Raw genomic sequence first — 24,744 nt, 5'->3', positions numbered from 1 at the left:
GTCGGATAACGGCCGACAGCCGATTAAGCTTACTTAACGTACGTTCAGCTTAATATCTCAGGGATGATGTCCACATGCGGTTCATTCATCGGTTCTCAGCTACCCCGACTCTCTGATGGAATAAACGGATGCAATGGTGTGTTCCCGTCGCTGATTGTTAATCATCATATTTCGATTATTACTATGTTATATCGTGTTTCGAGCAAAAAGTCAATGCAGCTTACTTGCCAGCTTAACGCAGCAATCAGCTCTTCTATAGGGCTCCAAATTAATACTCTTCTCTACTTACTTCTGCACGCTCAAGTCTGCTCACTTCTGCGCGCTCAAGAGCTTCCCAGCCATCTTGACTAAGCAACTCAAGCTGAGCTTCCACAAGCGTACGGAATCGAGCACGGTAAATAGAAGCCTGCTTCTTCAGCTCTTCTACTTCCAATGCGATCTTACGTGACTTGGCAAGTGCATCATTTACAATGCGATCTGCGTTTTTCTCTGCTTCCTTAACAATGAGCTGCGATTCTTTCTTTGCGTTGCTTTTCACATCGTCCGCTGCTTCTTGCGCAACAATGATCGTTTTGCTCAACGTTTCTTCAAGATTCGCAAAATGATCAAGCTTATCTTGCAAGCTTTGAGCATGATTATGAATTTCTTTATTTTCTTTAATGAGCGCTTCATAATCTTTAATGATTTGATCTAGAAATTCGTTTACTGCATCCTCATCGTAACCACGAAGCTTACGCGGAAACTCTTTGTTATGTATATCCAATGGTGTCAATGGCATTGCATGCACCTCCTTATAAATGTCGAACCTATCTTATTGATGTTATGAAATATACGTCCGACATCTGCGTCGAATCGTAGCAATTCAATGCCTTATTTGGTGTATCGGTGAAAGGAAGGAGCAATATGCTCCTTCATGTCTCATGCTGTACCCTTATTGATAAGTCCCCACCATCACACGCATGCGTCCCTTTTTAGATACCCCTTCTATTTCAAGCACTTTGAATCGACCAAAGCCTTGCAAAGAAACAACATCACCAACAGCCAACGGAACAGAAGGGTTTTCTTCTACTTTCCAATTGACTTTACAACGCCCACTTTTGATCGGGGCTGTTACTTTCGCACGACTTAAACGAAATACATCGCTCACAATTCCATCCAGTCGCATGGAAGCAACCGATATCGTAAATGGCTTCCACTCTTGCCCAGTGACACGCAATTCGGTAAAAGGAAGTAAATCCGTTAATACCGGAACGCGATGGACCTGCCTCAAGTGGGTGTCTAAAAAGGAAGCGATATCAGCGGTGACCAGTACATGAGCACCAGCATCACTCGTATGAATATCACCAATTTTGTCTCGTTTAATGCCAAGCCCAAGCAATGATCCCAAATAGTCACCATGCTCCAACTCGCTCATCCGTTGATCGGATGAAGAGATAGAAAGTACTGTCATCTCCATCGGCTCGGCCTCGACATAGACATATTCAGGTGCAATGATTGCCCTGCATCGCTCAGCACCTTCATATCCGCCGTCAATACGCAGTGCTACATCATCTCTGCGATTCACTAACGACTGAACAATATAGGCCTGTCTTGGGTCAAGGAAGTCCGTTAAACGGACTTCATGACGTTCTGCTGCTCGTGTAATCCATTCTGATGCGCGATCTACGAAAGGGCGCTCGTCAGGGTGAAAATGTACTTTAATCTGCTCACTCATCGTTTAACTGTCCTACAAAATATATGTGATTACAGTAATCAAACCGATTTTTACAAATTCCAATACGAACAATGCCACGATCGGAGAAATATCGAGCACTCCACCGATCGGCGGAATGATACGACGGAAAATAGACAAATAAGGCTCAACGATCTTGCCTATAATTTCACCGATAAAGCTCGATCTTACATTTGGTACCCAAGACATAAGAACGTAAATAATAACGAGCCACCAATAAATCTGAAATAAATAATGCACGTACTCAACTATAGTTAGTTCTAATGACGACAAATTAAGCTCACCTCGATTGCTTGTATTCCATATCCTCAGCGAACATTTCTGCTATGGAACCTTGAATTTCTACATTTTCAGGTACACAGAGAAAGATGTTGCTCCCCAGCTTAGAAATGTTCCCACTTAAAGCATACACTGTTCCGCTCAAAAAATCGATAATTCGGAGTGCCTGATCGGTCCGAACTCGTTGTAAATTAATGACAACAGAACGTCTTGAGCGAAGATGATCTGCAATTTCCTGAGCTTCGTCATACGAACGCGGCTCGCACAATACTACTTTGGATCCCTTTTGCGAATGAATGCTGACGACATTCGAAGCCTTTGCCTTTCTAGGTTCAAATGTCGGAGCCTCTATTTCCTGCTCATATTCCTCAGCGTGCTCTTCTCTATCACGGTCACGATCGCGATCACGTTCCGCATAATCGTACTCATCGTCCTGCACACTGAACATATTTAATATCCGGTTCATAACTCCCATACTAATCCCCTTCCTGCCCAACTAGGATGGAACCGAGTCGAACCCATGATGCACCTTCTTCGATAGCCACCTCGAAATCGTTAGACATCCCCATGGACAAATGCTGTAATGGTATACTGCGTGTCTCATTTAATTCGTTGCGCAATTGGCGCAAGCTGCGAAATACAGGGCGTGTCTCTTCTGGTTCTGCTTCATACGGAGCCATCGTCATTAAGCCGATCGGTTCGATATGTGGATATTGACTTAGCTTATCCAGAAATGGTTTAACCTCATTCGGAGCGAGACCATGCTTGGATTGTTCTCCCGATACATTCACTTGTATAAAGCAGCGTACCGTTATATCCAACGCTTGTGCCTGCTTCTCTATCGCTTCCGCCAAGGACACACGATCCAACGAGTGGATATAATCAAACTTACCCACTACATCCTTTGCTTTCTTCGATTGCAAGCTTCCTATAAAGTGCCAGCTAGCCTCGTTACGGAACTCATTCCATTTCGCTTCGGCATGATGCCAGCGATTCTCACCAATATGTGTTAATCCGGCACGGATAACGCGACCTGTCATGTCCAGCGATACATACTTCGTCACCGCTACAACATGAACATCCTCACGTCGTCTCCCGCTGCGCTCACAAGCAGCTGCAATACGACGCTCTACTTCTTCCATGCGCTGCAGTAATGTCATAGTTTCATCCCTTCTTCCAGCCAATCCAACTTGCCATGCGTCCCGTCCCTCCGCCTTCTACGCGGTGGGAATAAAATAATTGTGTGTGACAACCGGTACACCATGTAGTACATTCGATATGACTGCTTAAAATTCCTGCTTGAATCAACAATTGTCGATTGATTTCACGCAAATCCAGCATAGCTCGTCCTTCATTTGTCGGCTTCAACGCAGCATTTGCTTCTTTCGGTAGGCCATGCAGCAATTGCTGTATAGGATGTATTACCCGTTCATCGACTTCATAACAACATGCACCGATGGAAGGACCAATCGCAGCTCGAATATTAGTGAGTTCGGAACCATATGTACGCTGCATCGCTTCTACCGTACGTTCAGCAATTCTGCCAACCGTCCCTTTCCACCCAGCATGCGCAACACCGATCGCACGGGTTACTGGATCGACAAATAGGAGTGGTACACAATCAGCGTAGAAAGAGGTAAGCCATATACCCGCTTCGGTCGTTATAAGTGCATCCGAATCTGGTATCGCATCTTCACGCTCCAGCCTTCCCTTTCCCTTATCCGCTGCCTTTACTACATATACGTCTTGCCCGTGCACTTGCTCTGCACAGGTCCAAGCGTCAAACGGCATATTTACAACCGATGCCAGTCTTTTTCGATTTTCCACAACATGATTAGGGTCGTCCTGAACGTGTAGGGCGCAATTTAATGAATCCCTACCGCCTTGGCTCACTCCGCCAATCCTCGTCGTAAAGCCTGCTGTCAACTCAGGCATTTCGGATATCCATTTTTTCAACTCCAGAACGGCAGGATCTCCTGCTTCTAGATCATGATAAGTTTCAACATCTGTTGTCTCTTCTGTATATTGTCTATGCTTGAACTGAAAAGGTTCCATCATCTCACCTCTTCGATACAGTGTAACATACTATGAAGGGTCGCGTCTCATATCAAGCTGTGCATACTCTGCACAATTAAGCGCACCTAAGATCGAAAAGTTACTGCCTGACTATCAGACTCATCTGCTTTTTGCAGTTGATGCTGCTCCAATTTTACGAGCACAACATCTGCACCTATTTTGACGATGTTACGCCATGGGATAACTAATTCATTGCCACTGCCAAACAATCCGAACAACTTGCTATAATTCGGCACAACGATGGCATCAATTCGTCCCTGCTTCAAATCAAGCTCTAGATCGCTAATTTGTCCAAGTTTCTTACCATCTACAATATTGATAACATCCTTTGTTTGGAAGTCTGAAATTTTCATCACTGTCACATCCCATCTGTTAAGTTCCGTTATGCTAGTATATGTGCCACATGAGCAAAATGCCCTATTGTCCGCATATAACTTCTGCAAATGATTTGAAATAAGGGATGCCGATATCAGCTTCAAAATGAAATAAGAAAAGCCGCCCCAGTCCCTTTATAAGACCGAAGCAGCTTTTATAAATCTAGCCACACTATTCAATTATGGATTACGTACGAACGTGCTTCTGCATTTGATTAATAGCAGACTTCTCAAGTCGAGATACTTGAGCTTGTGAAATGCCGATTTCATCTGCTACTTCCATTTGCGTTTTGCCCTCAAAGAAGCGCATGGAGAGAATCATTTTCTCTCGTTCATTCAGCTTGCGCATCGCTTCTCTCAGTGCAATTTCTTCAATCCAAGATACATCTTTATTTTTATCATCACTGATTTGATCCATCACATAGATAGGATCACCACCATCGTGGTAAATCGGCTCGAATAAAGAAACTGGATCTTGGATCGCATCCAATGCAAATACGACATCTTCTTTCGGGACATTAAGGGCCTCTGATATTTCATTGATCGTCGGTTCACGTGCATTCATATTCGTTAGCGAGTCACGGACTTGCAATGCCTTGTAAGCAATATCCCGCAAGCTTCTAGATACTCGAATCGGATTGTTGTCACGCAAATAACGCCTGATTTCCCCAATTATCATCGGTACTGCATACGTGGAGAACTTTACATTCTGACCGAGATCAAAGTTATCGATGGCTTTCATGAGGCCGATGCATCCCACTTGGAACAAATCATCAACAAACTCACCCCGATTGTTAAAGCGTTGTATAACGCTCAATACCAACCGCAAGTTACCGTTGACCAGCTTTTCCCGAGCCGATAGCTCGTTACGCTGTTGCAGGGCCACGAACAATTCTCTCATTTCGGCATTCGTAAGCACGGGCAACTTAGATGTATCTACACCGCAAATTTCGACTTTGTTACGGGTCATTCGCGACTACCTCCCAAGGAGAAACATTAATGTACATTATCTCCTTGAGGTGCTTTTTTATTCCTGAAAATGTATCTCAACATCCAATTCAGCACATTCAAATTTTATACCATTTTGTTGAATTCTTTACGTAAACGCTTTATAATCCGCTTTTCTAAACGCGATATGTAGGACTGTGAAATACCGAGGAGATCAGCCACATCTTTTTGTGTCTTCTCTTCTCCATCTGACAATCCGAATCTCAATTCCATAATGAGACGCTCGCGATCACTAAGTTTGTCCAACGCTTTATGCAGCAATTTACGATCTACTTGATCTTCAATATTTTTATATATCGTATCATTCTCCGTGCCAAGCACATCAGACAACAGCAACTCATTGCCATCCCAATCAATATTCAGCGGTTCATCGAAAGATACTTCTGTTCGCGTTTTGCTGTTACGACGCAAATACATCAATATTTCATTTTCAATACAACGTGAAGCATACGTCGCCAGCTTAATTTTTTTCTCAGGGTCAAATGTGTTTACTGCTTTAATTAAGCCAATTGCGCCTATGGATACAAGATCTTCAATATGAATCCCTGTGTTTTCAAATTTACGAGCAATATAGACGACAAGACGCAAATTACGCTCAATGAGCATTGCTCGAATAGCTGAATCTCCACTAGACAGCCGCCCTAACAAATATTCCTCTTCTTCACGCGTTAATGGAGGGGGAAGTGCTTCACTGCCACCAATATAATAAACATCAGCTCGCTTGAGGCCTAAAAATAATAACAGTCGGTACATGTTAATTTTGACGACCATTTTCCACTTTAATCGCATTGCATTTCCCCCTTTATCCTCATAGGATATATAACTTATGTCCAGCTAGACTGTAACCTACAGCTAGGAAGCCTTGTGAGTTGATTCAACCTCACTCATCCCTGCAATTGGCTGGAGCAACGATTCTTCTAACAACTCAGGATGAATTATGGCTTGAAAACGGCGTTCCTGAGAAAGATTTTCTCCTTCTAATCCAATCACGACTTTCTTCGTCGCATAACAACGCTCACCATGTTTCAATCGAATATGGTCTGGACGAAAACCAAGCATCCAACTATTTGACTGGTTTACTGCACGATAGGGAAGCAGCCTCATCCGACTCTCATCAAATATACTTTCATTAGCCCGATCATTGTCTGTAAGTCCACCCATCTTCTCCATAACGCTTCCGCTTTTCACAATTTCCTTCCAATGAGGCGGCAATACGTCCTCCCATAGCGATACATCCATTACGATAACCGGAGTACCTGATAACGGCTCCTTCAGTCCATTGCCTGTATCAATAAGCCCCGTACAAGTACGGGCAATTGAACCAATAACGACTTCCAACTCCACACTGTAAGATTCGTGATGAACTTGCTGCTTACGTTCGCCCCAGGCTAGTTTATAAATGAGCAAGGCAAATACAAGGCCAAACACAACGATGGCACCGCCTGTAGGCAAGTCTTGTCTAGAGGCCCAATCCGCAGCAGCAGCAAACATCGTCCAACTGGAAGCATCTTTCCATAAATATTGAATGCCAAATGCGCCGCCAGCAATGACAAAAGCATGAAAATAGAAAGCACCTAAATTTCGTACCAAATTGCCAAAAGATTGATATCCAAATGCAGTAACGAGCATACATATAGATAAAAGCACTTTTCCACCTATCGTTACGAGAAACGGTATCGTCGGAAAAAATAGCACTCCTGCATAGATTGTTCCAAGAGCAGCAGCCCCCAACATGCGAAACCTAGAGGCTCGTATACTGCGCATGCGGGCTGTCAGCGCCAGCAAGGTCCAATCCAATATGAAATTCGTGACGAGAATAATGTCAGCGTATATGACGGTCAACGCACTCCCTCCTTACTGTCCCGCCATCAGTCAAGTAAGTTAGTTTAAGTATAAATAGAGGGTTATCCGAAGTCTGTCTAATGTTGGTTGTGGGAAAGCCACTTTTTTTGTCGAGCTTCAGGTGTAATTATTGGGGAAATCGATATACACATAAGAAGTACGTACTTATAGAGGATGATCTGATTTATACAACAAAGAAGCCCAGTGTCTGGATACACTGGGCTTCTTCCTATCTTCATAGCATTACCTTATATCATAGTAAGGTTGTGATTATTCATTGTTGTTACGGGAGCGATTACGCAAGAAAGTTGGGATATCAAGCTGATCTCCCGTCGGTTGATTACCAAACGGACGCAAGGAAGCAGAACGAACGTCTTGTGCTTCTTGAGCAGTTGGTGTAGAAGGTCTGCGAATCGGTGCTGCTGTAGGAGTTGGTCGATGCTCAAATCCTGTCGCAATTACCGTTACTTTGATATCATCCTTCATATTTTCATCGATGATCGCACCGAAAATCATATTTACTTCTGGGTCAGATGCTTCTGTAACGATCTCTGCTGCTTCATTCACTTCATACAAAGATAGATTCGCCCCACCCGTAATATTCATAATGACACCACGTGCACCATCAATCGAAGTTTCTAGCAATGGACTCATAATCGCTTTACGAGCTGCTTCCGTTGCACGATTTTCACCGTTTGCAATTCCAATACCCATAAGAGCGGAACCACGTTCAGTCATAATCGTTTTGACGTCAGCAAAGTCAAGGTTGATAAGACCTGGTACAGCGATCAAGTCAGAAATACCTTGTACAGCTTGAAGTAGAACATTGTCTGCTTGACGGAATGCTTCCATCATTGGCGTCTTCTTATCAACAATCTCTAGCAAACGGTCATTTGGAATAACGATAAGTGTATCTACTTTTTCTTTAAGTGCTTCGATACCAAGATCAGCATGCGTAGAACGCTTGCGACCTTCAAATGTGAACGGGCGAGTTACGACACCAACTGTAAGCGCACCACATTCTTTAGCAATCTCAGCAATAACTGGCGCAGCACCTGTACCTGTACCGCCACCCATTCCAGCCGTGACAAATACCATGTCAGCGCCTTTGAGTGTGTTCATAATAAGCTCGCGGGATTCTTCCGCTGCTTTCTTTCCTACCTCAGGATTCGCACCTGCACCTAGACCACGAGTAAGCTTGTCCCCAATCTGAAGCTTGTGTTCAGACTTTGCATAGTGAAGAGCTTGTGCATCCGTATTAACGGTAATAAATTCAACGCCCTTTACACCGTTGTCGATCATTCGGTTCACAGCATTGCTGCCGCCTCCCCCAACACCGATAACTTTAATTTGGGCTAGATGTTCCATTTCAAATTCAAATTCCAACATGAGTCCTCCATCTCCCCTTCATTGTGCATGGACGGCATGAAGTCAATTACTTAGGATTATTTTAATTAGATAAATTCGCTGAACATATTTTTCATTCGTTCGATAAATCCTGGTTTATTTGCCGTCTCCGCAGGAGCCGCCTTGCGCGGGGGTGCTTTCTTAGCTCCACCACTGTTGTTGCTGCGCGGGCGAATCGAGCGCAATACATGATGCAGAACACCTACACCACTTACGAATCCAGGATCTCTTACTCCAATAAAGTCAGGTATAGCGATACGTACCGATGTTTGAAGCTCTGCTTGCGCTGCTTTCAATACACCAGGCATCGAAACCGTACCGCCCGATAAAATATAACCACCTGGGAGATCTTCGAATCCTAATCTTTTCACTTCATTTTTGACCAAATGGAAAATTTCCTGCACACGTGGTTCGATGATATTCGCCAAAAATACTTGGTTAAATTCTTTCTCCACGTTGCTGCCGATACGTGTTACTTTGAAAGTTGTGTCTTCCAACGCTTCATCAATCCAAGCGCAACCGAATTTCAACTTCACCTTCTCGGCTTGGTCAGACATCGTACGCAATCCGTAAGCAATGTCATTCGTTACAAAGTCTCCACCAATTGGAAGCGTGGATGTAGCAGTCAACGTACCTTCCTGGAATACAGAAATCGTCGTTGCGCCAGCACCTACGTCCACAAGGACAGAGCCCATAACTTTTTCATCCTTGGATAATGCCAACTGTCCACCTGACAATGGCATTAACACGAGATCTTTAACATGCAAGCCCGCTTTTTCGACACATCTTAGCAGGTTATGTATCGCGGTCTTTGCACCAGTTACAATCGTAGCATCTACTTCAAGGCGAACGCCAATCATACCACGAGGGTCGTGGATGTCATGGAGTCCATCTACTACATACTGTTTAGCAACTACGTCAATAATTTCCCGCTCTGGAGGCAAAGCAATTACTTCAGCAGCCTTCAGAACACGTACTATATCTTCTTCACCGATTTCACGATCTTCATTGGACACCGCCACTACACCGTGACTAGATTGCAGCCCGATATGATTACCAGTTATTCCAACATACACTTCCGATATTTCAATACCGACCATGCGCTCTGCATGTTCGATCGCATTGCGAATCGAGTGCACAGTTTGATCAATATCTACAATCGCACCTTTGCGAATTCCCTCAGATTCAGCTGAACCGACGCCAATGATTTGCAGCGTTCCGTTGTTAATTTCGCCGATGATAGCGCGTACTTTGGATGTACCGATGTCCAAACTCACAATGATGTCATTGCTGCTCAAGCCGTGGCACCTCCCATTTCAAGTCAATTGTTGTATTTCCCAGATTATTATACACTCTATTCAACGCCAACAAGTCATTCCCTCTTTTTTCTACAATTTTGTCCCGTAATCATCATGAACACTATAATATAGCGTCAATATATGACAAAACATTGAAGAAAAAAGAAGGAACGGATGGGAAATACCATAACGTTTATTCTATCATTTAATTGGTTTATTGAGTAGAGTTTTTTTGTTCGTCTAGCACATCATGATCATTCTTTGCAAGGTTAGTATACGAGATATAGGAGTCTGCTTTCAACATCGTAATACGTCCCGGCTCTTGTGTTTCTACAACGCCACTTAAATAAGCAAGTTTAGTGGGCAATAAATCTACTGTCGTTATAACTTCAAATCCAGAGCGCGTATACATCCTGATACGATCCGAAAAGGAAGCAGATGGATCATATACGATTTCTGAAATGTCTGCAAGCAAACTGTCAGGAATTTGGATCAATTGTTTCGTCAACTTTGCTTTTAATTCAAGCGCTTGTTTGTCTTTCCAGCCCGTCAAGAGCGGTTTCTCGAGTACAACTGCCTTCATCTCAGATAACGAAACACTGCTTCCATTCACTAGACTTGCCAACACTTCGCCCTCAGCATCCAACTCATAAGCAACCGCTTCGAACTCTTCAACAAACACTTCTACTTTTCCTGGGAAATGCTTGTTCACTTTAACAGACTTCACAAATGGAAATGTAGACTTAATAGTAGCTACCACTTCATTATCAGAAACCGTAAAATAAGGAGCCCCAGCTACTAATCCAGTCGCTTCGCCTAGCCGTTCTGAAGTGACAAAGGTTTGTCCAATAAAAGTAACTTTATCTATTTTGCTTATCGGAGATCGAAAGAATAGTACGGCTAGAAGTACGATGCACAACAGAATAACTAGCCACAATATACGTTTACTTTTCCGTTTGCGCTCAGGCTTGTTAGGCAGCGCTGGAATTGTTCTCGCTTGCAAAAATTCCATTCCCTTCCATAGTAACAATAATACTTGTCCAACACAAATGGTAGACATGTACAATTGCACGGAATTACTCTCCCCTCCAAAAACGGAGGGGATGCATGAATTATATTATTTAACCACCATTAGCAAAATCTAACTTAGCTACTGCTGAACTACGTTTGATATTAGCTCCTAGCTTGCTAAAGAGCTGCTCAATACGCTCATATCCACGATCAATATGATGTACATGTTCGACAACCGTTCTGCCCTGTGCCGCCAAGCCAGCAATGACCAAGGCCGCACCAGCCCGAAGATCTGTCGCTTCCACCGTAGCACCGTATAGACGCGGTGTGCCTTTGACAAAAGCACTACTTAAGTCGACACGAATGTCTGCCCCCATACGGGTCAGTTCATCTACATGCTTAAATCTTCCCTCAAACACGGTCTCTTTCATCGTACTCACTCCGTCGGCCAGCGACAGCAGTACCATCAACTGAGACTGAAGGTCTGTTGGAAATGCAGGGTACGGAGAAGTAACAATGCGTTCAACCGCCTTTGCACGACCAAAGCTCGTTACATTAATTATATCATCACTAATAGCTATCTGAACACCAGCACGCCTGAGAATATGAATCAATGACGTAAGATGAGTGGCATCCGCATTCATAAGCGTAACAGCGCCTCTAGTAGCCGCAGCTGCGATCATAATGGTTCCCGTTACGATTCGATCAGGAATAATTTCATAACGACAGCCATGTAGCTTCTCTACGCCTTCAATAATAATTGTATCGCTGCCTGCGCCGGAAACATTGGCACCCATCGCATTCAGAAAGTTTTGCAGATCCGTAATTTCAGGCTCTCGTGCAGCATTCGTAATCACGGTTCTGCCTTCTGCTAGAACTGCAGCCATCATAATATTCTCTGTTGCACCGACACTTGGAAAATCAAGATGGATATCATTACCGATTAATCGTTCTGCCGTGCACGAAATCCGATTACCAACAATCTCAAGCTTGGCACCTAGACTTTGCAAGCCCCTCAGATGCAGATCAATCTTCCGCTCGCCAATCGCGCAACCACCAGGCTGGTAAATATGCACCTCTTTAAATCTGGCTAACAGCGACCCCATTAAGAAGATGGAAGACCGCATTTGCCGCATCATTTCTTCTGGGACATGTGAACCATGAATATGATTGTTGTCCAGAATGACGGTATGACCTTCTTGCGTCGCTCTGCATCCTAGACGTCTAAGGATGTTAAGCATCACATCAATATCCAGCAGCTTAGGAATGCGACCCAACTGGATAACACCGTCAGTTAAGATGGCAGCTGCCATAATAGGCAATGCGGCATTTTTCGCTCCTTGGATACGAATGGTTCCAGAAAGGGGCCTTCCACCCTCTATCACCAATTTGTCCAATGTATCACCTCCGAGATTACCGCTCACCCACCGCCAATAAGTTTGATTTCAGCATTTGGAGGCTATTATGGACTTTCTTTGTAGCCATTTTAGCCATTCCCCGTATTCCCTGCTGAATCCATACTATTAGGGTGAGCACGTCAGACGCTGTTGCTTGCCCGGTGTTTACAATGAAATTGGCCTGCTTCGTAGAAGTGGAAGCTGTGCCCCGACGACGATCCCCTCACCGCCAATTCCTCTGTCTCCAGTACAACCTCAGCTGATTGTGAGATTCGTGACTCCTCATATCCATGCGCATCGACATACCTATTAACGGCCCACCAAACTGTTTGGAGATGCCCTAACCATATCCGAAGCCCTAATGCGCACCTTTCCAAACTGCTCATTACGTAATAGCAGTTTGGAATAGCCAATTAGGTCATGTAGGACGTTGTCACGATTTATAAACCATAGTATGTCAGCGGATTATGTTGTGTGACAGACGCCTAAGGAGCAATATGCCGGGAAATAGCAAAAAGGGCAAATATCATTTGCCCTTTAGCCTTACCATTTCATTTACAATTCGAGTCGCCGAATCAGGTTGTCCAAACGCTTTAGCTCGCTCGGACATTTGCTTTCGATTGTCCTCATTGTGTAACAACTGTTCGATTTGACCAAATAGCGCAGCAGCGTTGAGCTGTGCTTCAGTCACCATAATAGCTGCGCCAGCCTGTTCTAATGAACGTGCATTCGCTTCTTGATGATTGTTCGTCACGTTTGGAGACGGAATCAAAATAGAAGGAATACCAAGCGCAGTCATCTCCGCCAAGGAAGAAGCACCTGCACGACTGATAACAACCGTTGTAGCAGCCAATACCTCTGGCATGTTTGAAATGTAGGGAAGAACGTGTAAGTGGTTGCGAATGCTTTGGCTGCCTGCTAGAACAGCCTTACGCGTCTCCTCGTAATAATTTTGTCCAGTCACATAAACGAAATGAACATCCGGTAGTCGCTTCAAGTGAGGAAGCATTCCTATCATCGCTTCGTTTATAGCTTTTGCCCCGCGACTTCCTCCAACAACCATGACAATAGGACTTCCAGTAGGCAAACCAAGTGATGCGTAGCCGCGATCACGACTTGCTTCAACAACTTCGGTAGCCCGCGGGTTACCCGTGAAAAGCACATGATTGGCCTTTGCAAAATACGATTTTGAGTCTTCAAAACTTACGGCAACTGTATCCACATAACGACTCAAAAACTTATTCGTCAAGCCTGGAATGACATTTTGCTCATGGACAATCGTAGGGATCCCCAGCTTAGCTGCAGCATATACTACAGGTCCGCATACATAACCACCCGTGCCTATGACAACATCAGGCTTGAATTCCTTCAGCAGTTGTTTCGCCCGACGAACACCTTGAATGAAGCGAATTATCGTCTTCACATTATCTAGCGAAAGCTTGCGCTTGAAGCCCGTAATATCAATCGAGGCAAATGAAATCCCCTCTTCTGGGACAAGCTTACTTTCCAATCCTCGTTCTGTTCCAATATATAAAAAAGTGCTTTTGGGATCGCGTTTTTCGCATTCCCGCGCGATGGCAAGTGCAGGATAAATATGTCCCCCTGTTCCTCCGCCGCTAAGGACGACGCGCATGTGATTCACCTCGCATAACGTGATATGTTAAGCAATATGCCGAGAGCCGTCAGCATCAAAGTAAGAGAAGATCCTCCGTAGCTAATTAACGGCAGCGTAATGCCTGTAACTGGCATCAGACCAATAACGACTCCCACATTGATTAAGACTTGTACCGCAACAATCCCCACGATACCTACAGCAAGCAAGCTTCCAAACATATCTGGTGCTGCGAGCGCCGCTCGCATTCCCCGCCATACTACAATCATAAATAGAATTATAACTGCTGTACAACCAATGAAACCAAGCTCTTCTGCTAGGATAGCGAATATAAAGTCTGTCTGTGGTTCTGGCATATAACTGTATTTTTGGCGACTCGCTCCAAATCCTAATCCTGTCAAGCCGCCTGGACCGATCGCATAAAGCGATTGAATAATTTGATAGCCCGAACCAAGGGGGTCCTTCCAAGGATCGAGAAAAGCTGTGATGCGCAGCAACCGATAGGGCGCGGCCAATATGAGAGCAACAAACCCGGCAGCCCCTACTAAAGCCAGGGACATCAAGTGCTGTATACGAGCTCCTGATATGTATATAACCAATAACGAAGCTCCTACCATAACGGTACCTGTACCAAGGTCTGGCTGCAGCATAATAAGTCCAAAAGCTGTCCCCATAATAAGCAGCGCTGGCATTAACCCTTTAATAAAATTCGTTATGGTTTGCTGAGATTCGGATAAACGATAGGATAAATAAACAACCATTGCAAGTTTCATGAACTCAGAAGGTTGTATACCAAACGATCCGATTCCAAGCCAACTTCGTGCACCGCCACGTACAACTCCTAATCCCGGAATTAATACGATAATTAACAAGGCAAAGCAGATAACCAATCCGACTTTAGCATAACGTTTCCATACGTGATAGTCTACGTTCATCGTGACAAACATCGCTGCTAGCCCCAACACAGCGAATAACAGCTGACGCTTCACAAAATAATACGAGTCTCCATAATCATGAAAAGCAAGTACTGAGCCTGCACTGTACACCATGACGATACCGATCGCGAGAAGCGATACAACGGCAACGATTAGCCACCAATCGGGCGCGGTTTTAGCTTTGACCATGCGGTACACCTCATTGGACAATGTAGAGGCTTGAACACCCCTCTACTTAAGAGTATGCACCGCTTCCTTAAACATTCGTCCACGCTCTTCATACGAAGGGAACATATCCCAACTTGCACACGCTGGTGATAGGAGGATGAGATCACCTGGCTGTGCAAATTTCTCTGCTTCATGAACGGCTTCCTGAATAGCAAGCGCTGCATCATCCACAGTGTCGACGACATGAATCATTTTCAGACCTGCTTGCTCAGCCACGCTGCGCAAAACATTTCGTGTCTGGCCCATCGTTACAATCGCTTTGACTCTCTCTGACAAATAAGGAATAAGTTCTTTGAAATCTAATCCACGGTCTAAGCCGCCTGCAATAAGAACAATAGAGCCTGGGAAAGCTTCCAGTGCCATTTGTGTCGCAATCGTATTCGTCGCTTTGGAGTTATTGAAGTACCGTACGCCACTGTGCTCTCGTACCCACTCCAAACGATGCTCAACCCCTTTGAACTGCCGCAAGGGCTCTACGAGCTGCTCAGGACGCGCTCCAGCTGCCAAAGCAATAGCACATGCCGCCAACGCATTATCCACGTTAAAACGTCCAGCTAGCCCAATGTCAGCTACATCGACAATACGATGCGTCACTCCTGCTTCATCACGGAACATTACCTGACGAGGAGTAAAGTCCGTCGTCCCTTCAGCTCCATAGGCAGGCTCCACATACGTGCCCACCTCTACCTCATTGGATGAGGAGAACTTCCATACACGAGCTTGGATACGCGATGCCGCCAACTGGCACATAGCATCCTCTGCATTCAAGACTGCAATGTCATCAGCTGTCATATTAGAAAATAATTTAAGCTTCGAGTCCACATAATCGTCCATCGATCCATGGTAGTCGAGATGGGTCTCTACTACATTCAACAACGCTGCTACACGCGGACGGAATGAGGTTGTACCTTTTAACTGGAAGCTACTTAACTCTAGTACAACCGTTTGATCTGCAGCTACTGTAGGTGCCACTCCACTGAAAGGCGTTCCAATATTACCTGCCACGAGCGGCTTCAGCTCTGCAGACTCAAGCATTTTTCCTACCCATGTTGTTGTTGTTGTCTTACCATTGCTGCCCGTTATACCGATAATAGGAGCCTGACATAAATGATAGCCAACCTCAATTTCGGTTACGACCTCGATCCCGATAGCCAGTGCCTGCTGAACAGGTTCTGCTGTATATGGAATGCCGGGATTTTTCACAACGAGGGATACTTGGTCATGAATAAGACCAGCAGGATGCCCTCCCAATACAACACAAATGCCCAAAGCTTCTAATTCAGAAGCTTCGGGACATAGGTGTCGTTCTTTTTTATCATTAACCGTGACATTTGCACCAAGCCCATGAAAACGCTTCGCTACCTCAGAACCGCTCTTCGCCATTCCAAGGACAACGATTGATTTACCGCGATACGTGTCTGGTTGATTCATCGATTACAACCCCTTGTTTATCCATAGTCCGAGTCCAGCCAACACAATGCCAGCTGCCCAGAACGTAATGACGACACGCCATTCAGACCAACCTGACAATTCAAAGTGATGATGGATAGGACTCATTTTGAATACGCGCTTGCCACGAGTTTTGAAAGAGATAACTTGGATAATAACAGACAGCATCTCCACTACGAATACTCCTCCGATAATAATAAAGAGAAGCTCTGTCTTCGTAAGAATGGCCACTGCCGCCATCGCCCCACCAATACCTAGTGAGCCAGTATCTCCCATGAACACTTTAGCTGGATGCGCATTGAATACCAAAAATCCTAGTACCGCACCTACCATAGCGGCCGCACAAACAGCCGCGCTAATTTCTGATGTTTGTAAAGCTATAATAGCAAAAGCAGCAAAAGCAATTGCACTAGAACCAGACAATAAACCGTCCACTCCATCTGTAAAGTTAACGGCATTGCTGATCGCCATAAGCATTAAGACAACAAAAATATAATAGAACCAACCCAGATCAAGACCTACACTCGTGCCTGGAATACCGACAAACGTACTGTGGTTCATCTTAATGAGCAATGCACACACGATTCCAGCAAAAAACAGCTGTCCAAATAGCTTCTGCATCGCCGTTAATCCTAGTGAGCGACGAAACACAATCTTAATGTAATCATCCAAAAAGCCAATAAGGCCATATCCTAGTGTTGCTACAAGCAGCACATAGAAGTCTGTATTAATAACCGAGAATTTCAAATATGCCAACGTAAAAGCAAGTAAAATAATAATACCGCCCATCGTTGGTGTCCCAGCTTTTTTCAAATGAGCCTTTGGCCCGTCATCACGCACTTGCTGACCGAATTTTAACCTACGCAGCAACGGAATGCATAACGGGCCTAATATAACGGCTAGGATAAACGATACTCCGACTGTCATCATGATTAATTTGAAATCCAATCCTTACACCTCCCGCTACGCCTGACCGGTTTAATGCTGAGCATGTATCCAGTCTTTCACAACTTCCTCAAGTTTCATTCCCCGAGACGCCTTCAATAGAACGACATCTCCCTCTTTGACGATAGCAGCAAAGTAATGTTGCAGCTCATCCTTGCTATCAAATGCTTGAACAGCATCTTCCGACAACTTTGTTGCAGCTCCTTCAGCAATCGCTCTACCAAGCCTTCCATACGTAAGCACGACATCTGCCATCTCTGGCGTAATCGTAGTCCCTACCTCATAGTGCAGCTGTTCTTCCGTCTCACCCAGCTCCAGCATATCGCCCAAAATAGCAATTCGCTTCGCTGCATCATCTTTCGGCATGGCTGCCAACACTTGCAATGCAGCTTTGGTAGCCGTAGGACTCGCATTGTATGCGTCATTCAATAAGGTCCAACCATCACGCGTCACTGTTTTCTCGATGCGCATGCCAGATATTCTTGCTCGCTCAAGACCTTCTGCAATGAGCGGCTGCGGCACACCAAAATGCTGTGCAACTGCAATCGCGGCCAATGCATTCATTACATTGTGCTGACCAAGAATCGGCAAACGATACATCATTGGGCCGAACGCTTCGGACGATAATGTAAAGCTGATTCCCTCTTCCGATTGCATGATCGCATCTGGCTTATAGTCACAATAAGCTTGCAGACCAAACTTAACCGTCTTCATGGAAGCAGGTTGAAGCGTTGCCGGTTCATCCAGCACCTCCGTTATTAGAGGTTCATCTCCATGACAGATAAACAAGCCACCTTCACGTAGTCCACTAATGATCTCAAGTTTAGCTCTAGCAATTTCTTTGCGGGAACCAAGTTGAAGCAAATGAGCATCGCCCACATTAGTTATAATCGTGACATGCGGATTGACGAGCTTCGTAAGGAGCTCAATCTCCCCACGTCCACTCATGCCCATTTCCAGAACAGCAATTTGCGTATCTTCAGCCATATTAAGCACCGTAAGCGGAAGCCCAATATGATTATTGAAGTTTCCTTCTGTCTTATGCACACGATACCGTGCAGACAGTACAGACGCCACAAGATCCTTGGTAGTCGTTTTGCCGTTACTTCCTGTCACAGCAACAATCTGTACAGGAAGCTCTTGAATATAGGACTGAGCTAATTGCTGCAACGCAGCTAACGTATCTTCTACTAGAATTAATGGAAGATCAACATTAGGATGCGGATGATCATTTTGCCACAGCGCAGCAGCTGCACCGTCTCGAATAGCTTGTTCGACGTAAACGTGCCCATCGAAGCGTTCCCCAGACAGCGGAACGAACAGTGCACCTATCTTAGTTTGTCGTGAGTCTGTATATACGCCATTAACCACAATGTCAGCGTGAGTTGGATGTACCAACTCACCGCCGCACATAGTAGCAATAGCTGCTAAACTCCGTTCATTCACGAACCGATTCCCCTTATCGCTTCCTCGGCAACCTTACGGTCATCGAAGTCAAGTATTTCCGTTCCAATGATTTGGTAAGTTTCATGCCCTTTCCCCGCAATCAATACTACATCGTTAGGGCTTGCCATTTCAATAGCTTTTGTAATCGCAGCTTTACGATCAACGATGAGCTCATAGCGCTCTTCACTTACCTTGTCAGCCTTTAATCCTTCTTCAATATCAACCAAGATCAGATCTGGAACTTCTGTTCTTGGATTATCCGAAGTGACCAACAAATAATCTGCATAGCGAGCAGCAATCTGTCCCATAATCGGACGCTTCTTACGATCGCGATCCCCACCGCAGCCAAACACACAGAAGATACGGCCTTCTGCAAATTCCTTAACCGTCTGCAACACGTTCTCCAATCCATCTGGTGTGTGCGCATAGTCAACGATGACAGCGAACGGTTGGCCTGCTTGAACAGCCTCCACTCGACCTGCAACACCTTCAATCGATTCCAAGCTGTTCACGATCGCAGACAATTCAATACCTTCAATGAGTCCCACGGAAATGGCAGCAAGTGCATTGTAAACGTTGAACTTACCAACCATACGAAGCTGAATGTCTGCATTGCCTTTAAACGTGCGCACATGGAACTTTGTGCCTTGTGCTGTAATGCGGATATCTGTCGCTCTAACGTCTGCACCTTCGTGCATACCATACATGATGGTCTCTGCAGTCGTCATGCGCTTAAAGACAGCACTTGCCTCATCATCAGCATTCAGTACTGCATAAGAACGTTCTTGCTCAGTAGCACTGTATGTGTTACCAAGACGCGAGAAGAACAATCCTTTTGCATCACGATACGCTTCCATCGAGCCATGATAGTCAAGATGATCCTGCGTAAGATTTGTAAACACAGCCACGCGGAAGCGGCTGCCAGCTACTCGAAGCTGCTCAAGTGCATGAGACGACACTTCCAATGCGCATGCTTGCACACCTTGATCCGCCATATCGCGTAAAGAGCGTTGAAGCTCATAGGAGCTAGGCGTAGTTCCAGACATCGGGAATACTTGGCCTGCATAACGCATCTCAATTGTGCCGACAACACCTGTTGAGATCGCAGCATCTTGCAAGATTTGCTCAATCAAATATGTGGTTGTTGTTTTGCCGTTTGTACCCGTTACACCGATCAACTTCACTTCTTGACTCGGATAACGATAGAATGCATTTGAAATAACAGCCAACGCATGACGAGCATCCTTGACAATCAGTTGCGGGATATCAAGTTCCAATTGACGCTCTACTACGAGCGCTGCAGCACCTTGCTCAACAGCTTTAGGCGCATATTGATGACCATCCTGTGCAGTACCTGAAATACAGAAAAACAAGTCACCTTCTTGAACGAAGCGCGAATCAATTGCTATACCTGTAAACGTAGTCGTTTGGTCTCCAATTAACGTGGAGGTTAGTAGTGTAGAAGCTGCTTCAGTAAGATTCATATTTAATGTTGTCATCTATCATTCCTCCATCTCTTCTCCCATGTAAATACGTATTGTAGAACCTTTCTCTACACGGGTTCCCGGCTTCGGTGCTTGGTGAATGACCGTTTGTCCAGAGCCGGATTTGGATAATAAAAAGTTCGTGTTCATATCTTCGTATAAATCCGATAATGTTTTCCCTACAAGATTCGGTACCGTCACGAGCGGCTGCTCGTCAATGCGGTACTCTCTTGGCACTTGCTTCTCACGCGGCTTTACGCCAAGAACTTCTAAGGAATCGGCCATAATCCGCTTCACAATCGGAGCCGCAATCAGTCCACCAAATTGAATACCTTGCGGATCATCAACTGCTGTATAAATAACAATTTTGGGATCATCTGCGGGCGCGAATCCGATAAAGGAAACGATATGCTCATCAGGCGAATATTTGCCATTAATAACCTTTTGAGCAGTACCTGTCTTACCGCCAACACGATAGCCATCGATGAATGCGTTGCGACCTGTTCCCTGCGCTACCACATGCTCAAGCGCATCACGTACTTTAGCAGAAGTTTCAGGTGAAATCACTTGCTTTACCATTTCAGGTTCAATTTCATCTACTACCATCCCCGTCTCAGGATGGATAAATCGCTTCGCTATATGCGGTTTAAACCATTTACCGCCATTAATGGCCGCGGATACTGCCGCAATCTGCTGAATCGGAGTGACAGAGACCCCTTGTCCGAACGCAGTCGTCGCAAGCTCAACGGGTCCGACACGATCCAACTTAAAAAGTATACCGCTTGCCTCACCACTTACGTCAATACCTGTCTTCTGTCCGAACCCAAAATTGCGTATGTATTCAAACAGTTTTTCTTTCCCTAGTCGATTGCCCAAAGCAACGAATCCAGGGTTACAGGAATTTTCAACAACTTCTAAAAACGTTTGGCTGCCATGACCGCCTTTCTTCCAGCAGCGCAGGCGCGCCCCCCCAATCTCAACACGACCAGGATCGAAGAAATGCTCGTTCTTCAAATCTACTTTACCTTCTTCTAAGGCAGCAGCCAATGTAATAATCTTGAAGGTCGAACCCGGCTCAAACGTCATCCATACAGGTAAATTACGATTGTACACATCTGCTGGATATTCATTGAAACGTTCTGGTGAATAATTAGGACGACTGGCCATCGCCAATATTTCTCCTGTGTTCGGGTCCATCGCAATCGAGACAATATGTTTAGGATTCAAATCTAGCATCGCTTGATCTAACTCCCGCTCCATTATTGTCTGTATATCTTTGTCAACCGTCAATTGTAAATTCAAACCATCCCGTGGCTGCATGTACTTTTCACTTGAATTTGGCATCATTCGTCCAGCTGCATCGGTAAGAAAAGATACATTTCCATTTTTGCCGCTTAAAGCTGAATTATAGCGCTCTTCTAGTCCGGACAACCCTTGATTGTCTATACCTGTAAAGCCAAGTATATGACTTGCCAAATCCGTATAAGGATAATATCGCTTATTATCCTCAGATACGACAATACCAGGCAAGCGCAGCTCCCGAATTTGTTTTGCCTTTTCAACAGAAATCTTTCGCCCACCTGGTTTAAGCTTCATCGTCAATTGCCGCGTTGTTATGATGCGCTTAATCTCTTCTGCTGGCATGCCGAGAAGCGGAGACAGCTTGGCCGCTGTTGACTCCGCATCTTTAATCTGAGCAGGAACAGCTATAACGCTGGGAGAGCTGACATTATAGGCAAGACGATCACCATCCCGATCTACAATCTCACCACGTTTCGCTGTTACCGGAATGTTGCGTCTCCATGATTCCTCAGCCTTTGCACTGATTTCATCTCCTTGCCACAATTGTACAACGGCAAGACGAATAATAAGAGCCATAAATCCAACTGTCATAAGCGCAATGCCGATTACGAGACGATTGCGCACCGTCGTTGCTGACACTTTCACGCCTACCCCTCCTTTGTCCGACATTGGTTCATAATCAACCTATTCGAATCATTTGGGGGATAGAACAAGCTACTTACTCTTCGGTGCCAATTTTACATATACGGTACGCTGCCCGCCTTCATTTTTCTCTTCATAGGAAGTAACAAAGCCTTCACCTTCCACTTGCACTTTCCTATCAAGTAAGGAGCATATCTCCATCACATCACGCAGTGATTTGCCTTTTAAATCCGGCAATGACATTTTATCAGCCTCACCTGTTAGCAAATACAGATGCTGATCTGTGGCAAGCCACTCTCCTGCTTTAGGAACTTGATCTTTAATCGTTGGGCCATTGCCTATCATTTCATATAAAATCCCTTGTTCAGCTAGCTTTTTCTTCGCTTCAGCAGGTTTTAACCCTTTTACATCTGGAGCTTTGACGAAATTGCTTTCGCTGCTCTTGGAACTTACTTTGTTTCTTTCCTGCGTAGTAGGGACTCCCATATAGCGCAGTGATTTGTAGACGATATCCTTAAACATCGGAGCCGCTACCATTCCCCCGCCTGTATAGATATAATCCTTCGGATCATCTACAACAATAAGTACAACAATTTGAGGGTCCTCAACAGGCGCGTAGCCGATAAAAGAAACAACCGCTCGCTCTCTGTCATATTCCCCATTAACAACTTTGAGGGCTGTACCTGTTTTACCAGCAGCACGGTAGCTTTCCATGTAGGCGTTCTTACCTGTGCCGATTTTCTGGTCGGATATAACCTGCTCCAAATACTCGCTAACTTGTTTCGCAGTCGACTCATCGATAACTTGTCTTACCATTTCTGGCTTACGCTGCTCTACAGTTCCGCTAGCTGGATCCTCAATCTTCTGGACAATATTCGGCTTCATCAATTTACCACCATTCGCAACAGCAGAAACAGCCATAAGTTGCTGAATAGGGGTAACCGTTACTTGGCCGTGACCATAAGTGGCAGCCGCGTAATCTGCTGGATATTGGAATCCAAGGTATCCCTTATTTTCTCCGGGCAATTCAATGCCTGTTGGTACACCAAAGCCAAACAATTCGATGTAAGATTTAAAAGTCTCTTTTTCCATCTGCTCATACCCGAGCTTAACGAAGGCAACGTTACTTGAACGCTTCAAGCCTTCCAAATACGTAATCGTTCCCCAACCAATATTGTTATGGTCACTAATTCGACGGCCACCCGCTCGAATAGAACCGGATTGGAAGTATGCATTCGGATTAAAAATATTTTCTTGCACCGCGGCAGCCAAGGTTACAATCTTGAACGTGGAACCTGGCTCGTATCGAGATTGAACAGCATGGTTATAGAAAGCGGATAAACTTTCTGCTTCCCAGTATTTATTAGGATCAAAAGTCGGCATATTGGCCATTCCTAAAATATTCCCCGTCTTAGGATCGGCTGCAATAGCGGTAATACTTTGCGGACGATACTGGTTGTATACTTTTTGCATCGAGCTTTCAATATATTGCTGTATCGTTTGGTCAATCGTCAAGTAGACGTTCTTTCCATCCTTTGCAGGCTTATACATTTCCGAAGCAGAAGGCAGCTTATTGCCGATACGGTCTTTCTCATAATAGACACTACCATCCTGCCCGCTCAATACTTCGTCAAACATAACTTCTACGCCGCCAACTGGCTTCTCTTCTTTGTCCAAATAACCAAGCACATGGGACGCCATATTTCCTTTTGCATAGAAGCGTTTGCTGTCAGGCATTAAATATAAGCCGATATCCGCCTTTCCGGTTTGCTTTTTCAAGTCGGAAATGAACGTATTCAGCTTATCAGCAGGTTCTTGATCAATTTTCCACCCTTCACTCCGGACTTCACGATGAATCGCGTACTCCCCACTCGTACCCTTTTTTCGGGTTAGCTCAAAGAGCTCGTCCTGTGGCTTACCAAGTACCTGATGAAGCTGCTCTACGATGAGCTTCTCAACGTCTATATTTTTTTCAATTAACTTGCTGTCTGTCTTCAGCGTTTGAATGACTTTAGGATTAACGGCTACTGTATATGCAGGAGCGTCCATTGCCAGCACATTACCTTGTTGGTCATAGATCGTGCCCCGCTTAGCATCAAGGACTTTGTTAGCAGACCATGACGCCTTAGCTTCCTCCATCCAAAAATCCACATTCCATACTTGGTACCAAAATAACCGGCTAATTAAAATAACAAAAAAGAGGGAGAATATCCCTCCTATAATTATCGTTCGTAATTTGATGCGCTTAACCATACCGTACTCCTTATTGTCTGCACT

22 protein-coding genes, 1 pseudogene and 1 other annotated feature (1 of these 24 cut by a window edge) are annotated in these 24,744 nt (G+C 44.9%); all 23 genes and pseudogenes read right to left on the bottom strand.

The annotated features are described in order from the left end of the window. Positions 1–160, bottom strand: a binding site (T-box leader) (it extends 120 nt beyond the left edge of the window). Between the two features lie 108 nt (positions 161–268). The 23 genes and pseudogenes from IFO66_RS00520 to IFO66_RS00410 all read right to left on the bottom strand — a co-directional run bounded on the left by IFO66_RS00520 (position 269) and on the right by IFO66_RS00410 (position 24,720). After that, positions 269–778 carry a DivIVA domain-containing protein gene (locus IFO66_RS00520; RefSeq protein ID WP_192023229.1) on the bottom strand — a complete coding sequence of 170 codons (510 nt, stop codon included), beginning with the start codon at positions 776–778 and terminating at the stop codon, positions 269–271. Between the two features lie 153 nt (positions 779–931). Then, on the bottom strand, positions 932–1,714 hold the full coding sequence (locus IFO66_RS00515) for a YlmH family RNA-binding protein (RefSeq protein WP_192023228.1): 783 nt from the start codon (positions 1,712–1,714) through the stop codon (positions 932–934). A 12-nt stretch (positions 1,715–1,726) separates the two neighbouring features. Then, a complete protein-coding gene (locus IFO66_RS00510; RefSeq protein WP_036605384.1) occupies positions 1,727–2,005 on the bottom strand; it encodes a YggT family protein in 279 nt (92 codons plus the stop codon). 7 nt (positions 2,006–2,012) lie between these two features. After that, the gene (locus IFO66_RS00505; RefSeq protein ID WP_192023227.1) at positions 2,013–2,486 is read right to left on the bottom strand and encodes a cell division protein SepF; all 474 of its coding nucleotides are present in this window, start codon (positions 2,484–2,486) and stop codon (positions 2,013–2,015) included. Between the two features lies 1 nt (position 2,487). Then, entirely contained in the window at positions 2,488–3,171 is a 684-nt protein-coding gene (locus IFO66_RS00500) for a YggS family pyridoxal phosphate-dependent enzyme (protein WP_192023226.1), read from the bottom strand. 4 nt (positions 3,172–3,175) lie between these two features. Then, entirely contained in the window at positions 3,176–4,066 is an 891-nt protein-coding gene (gene pgeF / locus IFO66_RS00495; RefSeq protein WP_420488639.1) for a peptidoglycan editing factor PgeF, read from the bottom strand. Positions 4,067–4,152: 86 nt separating this feature from the next. Next, positions 4,153–4,440, bottom strand: a complete 288-nt coding sequence (locus IFO66_RS00490; protein WP_028595812.1) for a YlmC/YmxH family sporulation protein — start codon at positions 4,438–4,440, stop codon at positions 4,153–4,155. Positions 4,441–4,648: 208 nt separating this feature from the next. Further along, positions 4,649–5,431 (bottom strand): RNA polymerase sporulation sigma factor SigG, encoded by a 783-nt coding sequence (sigG, locus tag IFO66_RS00485; RefSeq protein ID WP_144991355.1) that lies wholly within the window; start codon positions 5,429–5,431, stop codon positions 4,649–4,651. 104 nt (positions 5,432–5,535) lie between these two features. After that, positions 5,536–6,258, bottom strand: a complete 723-nt coding sequence (gene sigE / locus IFO66_RS00480) for an RNA polymerase sporulation sigma factor SigE (RefSeq protein WP_192023222.1) — start codon at positions 6,256–6,258, stop codon at positions 5,536–5,538. Positions 6,259–6,321: 63 nt separating this feature from the next. After that, positions 6,322–7,311 (bottom strand): sigma-E processing peptidase SpoIIGA, encoded by a 990-nt coding sequence (spoIIGA, locus tag IFO66_RS00475; RefSeq protein ID WP_192023220.1) that lies wholly within the window; start codon positions 7,309–7,311, stop codon positions 6,322–6,324. Positions 7,312–7,581: 270 nt separating this feature from the next. Next, positions 7,582–8,700: a cell division protein FtsZ gene (ftsZ, locus tag IFO66_RS00470; RefSeq protein ID WP_192023218.1), complete on the bottom strand. Its 1,119-nt coding sequence runs from the start codon at positions 8,698–8,700 to the stop codon at positions 7,582–7,584. 65 nt (positions 8,701–8,765) lie between these two features. After that, positions 8,766–10,016, bottom strand: a complete 1,251-nt coding sequence (gene ftsA, locus IFO66_RS00465; RefSeq protein WP_192023217.1) for a cell division protein FtsA — start codon at positions 10,014–10,016, stop codon at positions 8,766–8,768. Positions 10,017–10,230: 214 nt separating this feature from the next. Further along, positions 10,231–11,088 carry a cell division protein FtsQ/DivIB gene (locus IFO66_RS00460; protein ID WP_337912532.1) on the bottom strand — a complete coding sequence of 286 codons (858 nt, stop codon included), beginning with the start codon at positions 11,086–11,088 and terminating at the stop codon, positions 10,231–10,233. Between the two features lie 49 nt (positions 11,089–11,137). Further along, positions 11,138–12,424, bottom strand: coding sequence for a UDP-N-acetylglucosamine 1-carboxyvinyltransferase (gene murA, locus IFO66_RS00455; RefSeq protein WP_192023215.1), 1,287 nt, complete (start codon positions 12,422–12,424; stop codon positions 11,138–11,140). A gap of 16 nt (positions 12,425–12,440) precedes the next feature. Further along, positions 12,441–12,638: pseudogene (locus tag IFO66_RS00450) on the bottom strand (hypothetical protein); the annotation flags it as partial. Positions 12,639–12,950: 312 nt separating this feature from the next. After that, entirely contained in the window at positions 12,951–14,057 is a 1,107-nt protein-coding gene (murG, locus tag IFO66_RS00445; RefSeq protein WP_192023213.1) for an undecaprenyldiphospho-muramoylpentapeptide beta-N-acetylglucosaminyltransferase, read from the bottom strand. A 5-nt stretch (positions 14,058–14,062) separates the two neighbouring features. Beyond that, on the bottom strand, positions 14,063–15,160 hold the full coding sequence (spoVE, locus tag IFO66_RS00440) for a stage V sporulation protein E (protein WP_192023211.1): 1,098 nt from the start codon (positions 15,158–15,160) through the stop codon (positions 14,063–14,065). A 42-nt stretch (positions 15,161–15,202) separates the two neighbouring features. Then, positions 15,203–16,630 carry a UDP-N-acetylmuramoyl-L-alanine--D-glutamate ligase gene (murD, locus tag IFO66_RS00435; protein WP_192023210.1) on the bottom strand — a complete coding sequence of 476 codons (1,428 nt, stop codon included), beginning with the start codon at positions 16,628–16,630 and terminating at the stop codon, positions 15,203–15,205. Between the two features lie 3 nt (positions 16,631–16,633). Further along, positions 16,634–17,578: a phospho-N-acetylmuramoyl-pentapeptide-transferase gene (gene mraY, locus IFO66_RS00430; protein ID WP_420488638.1), complete on the bottom strand. Its 945-nt coding sequence runs from the start codon at positions 17,576–17,578 to the stop codon at positions 16,634–16,636. A gap of 48 nt (positions 17,579–17,626) precedes the next feature. Then, positions 17,627–19,039, bottom strand: coding sequence for a UDP-N-acetylmuramoyl-tripeptide--D-alanyl-D-alanine ligase (locus tag IFO66_RS00425; RefSeq protein WP_192023206.1), 1,413 nt, complete (start codon positions 19,037–19,039; stop codon positions 17,627–17,629). Then, positions 19,036–20,523: a UDP-N-acetylmuramoyl-L-alanyl-D-glutamate--2,6-diaminopimelate ligase gene (locus IFO66_RS00420; RefSeq protein WP_192023683.1), complete on the bottom strand. Its 1,488-nt coding sequence runs from the start codon at positions 20,521–20,523 to the stop codon at positions 19,036–19,038. Before IFO66_RS00420 ends, IFO66_RS00425 begins: the two co-directional genes overlap by 4 nt. 18 nt (positions 20,524–20,541) lie before the next feature. Continuing rightward, positions 20,542–22,470, bottom strand: a complete 1,929-nt coding sequence (locus tag IFO66_RS00415) for a stage V sporulation protein D (protein WP_192023204.1) — start codon at positions 22,468–22,470, stop codon at positions 20,542–20,544. Positions 22,471–22,539: 69 nt separating this feature from the next. After that, the gene (locus IFO66_RS00410; RefSeq protein ID WP_192023202.1) at positions 22,540–24,720 is read right to left on the bottom strand and encodes a penicillin-binding transpeptidase domain-containing protein; all 2,181 of its coding nucleotides are present in this window, start codon (positions 24,718–24,720) and stop codon (positions 22,540–22,542) included. Positions 24,721–24,744: the final 24 nt, after the last annotated feature.

Source organism: Paenibacillus arenosi, assembly GCF_014841135.1.
Lineage (GTDB): Bacteria > Bacillota > Bacilli > Paenibacillales > Paenibacillaceae > Paenibacillus_B > Paenibacillus_B arenosi.
The sequence above is the reverse complement of the archived record's forward strand: the minus strand, read 5'-3'. Positions and strand labels throughout refer to the sequence as shown.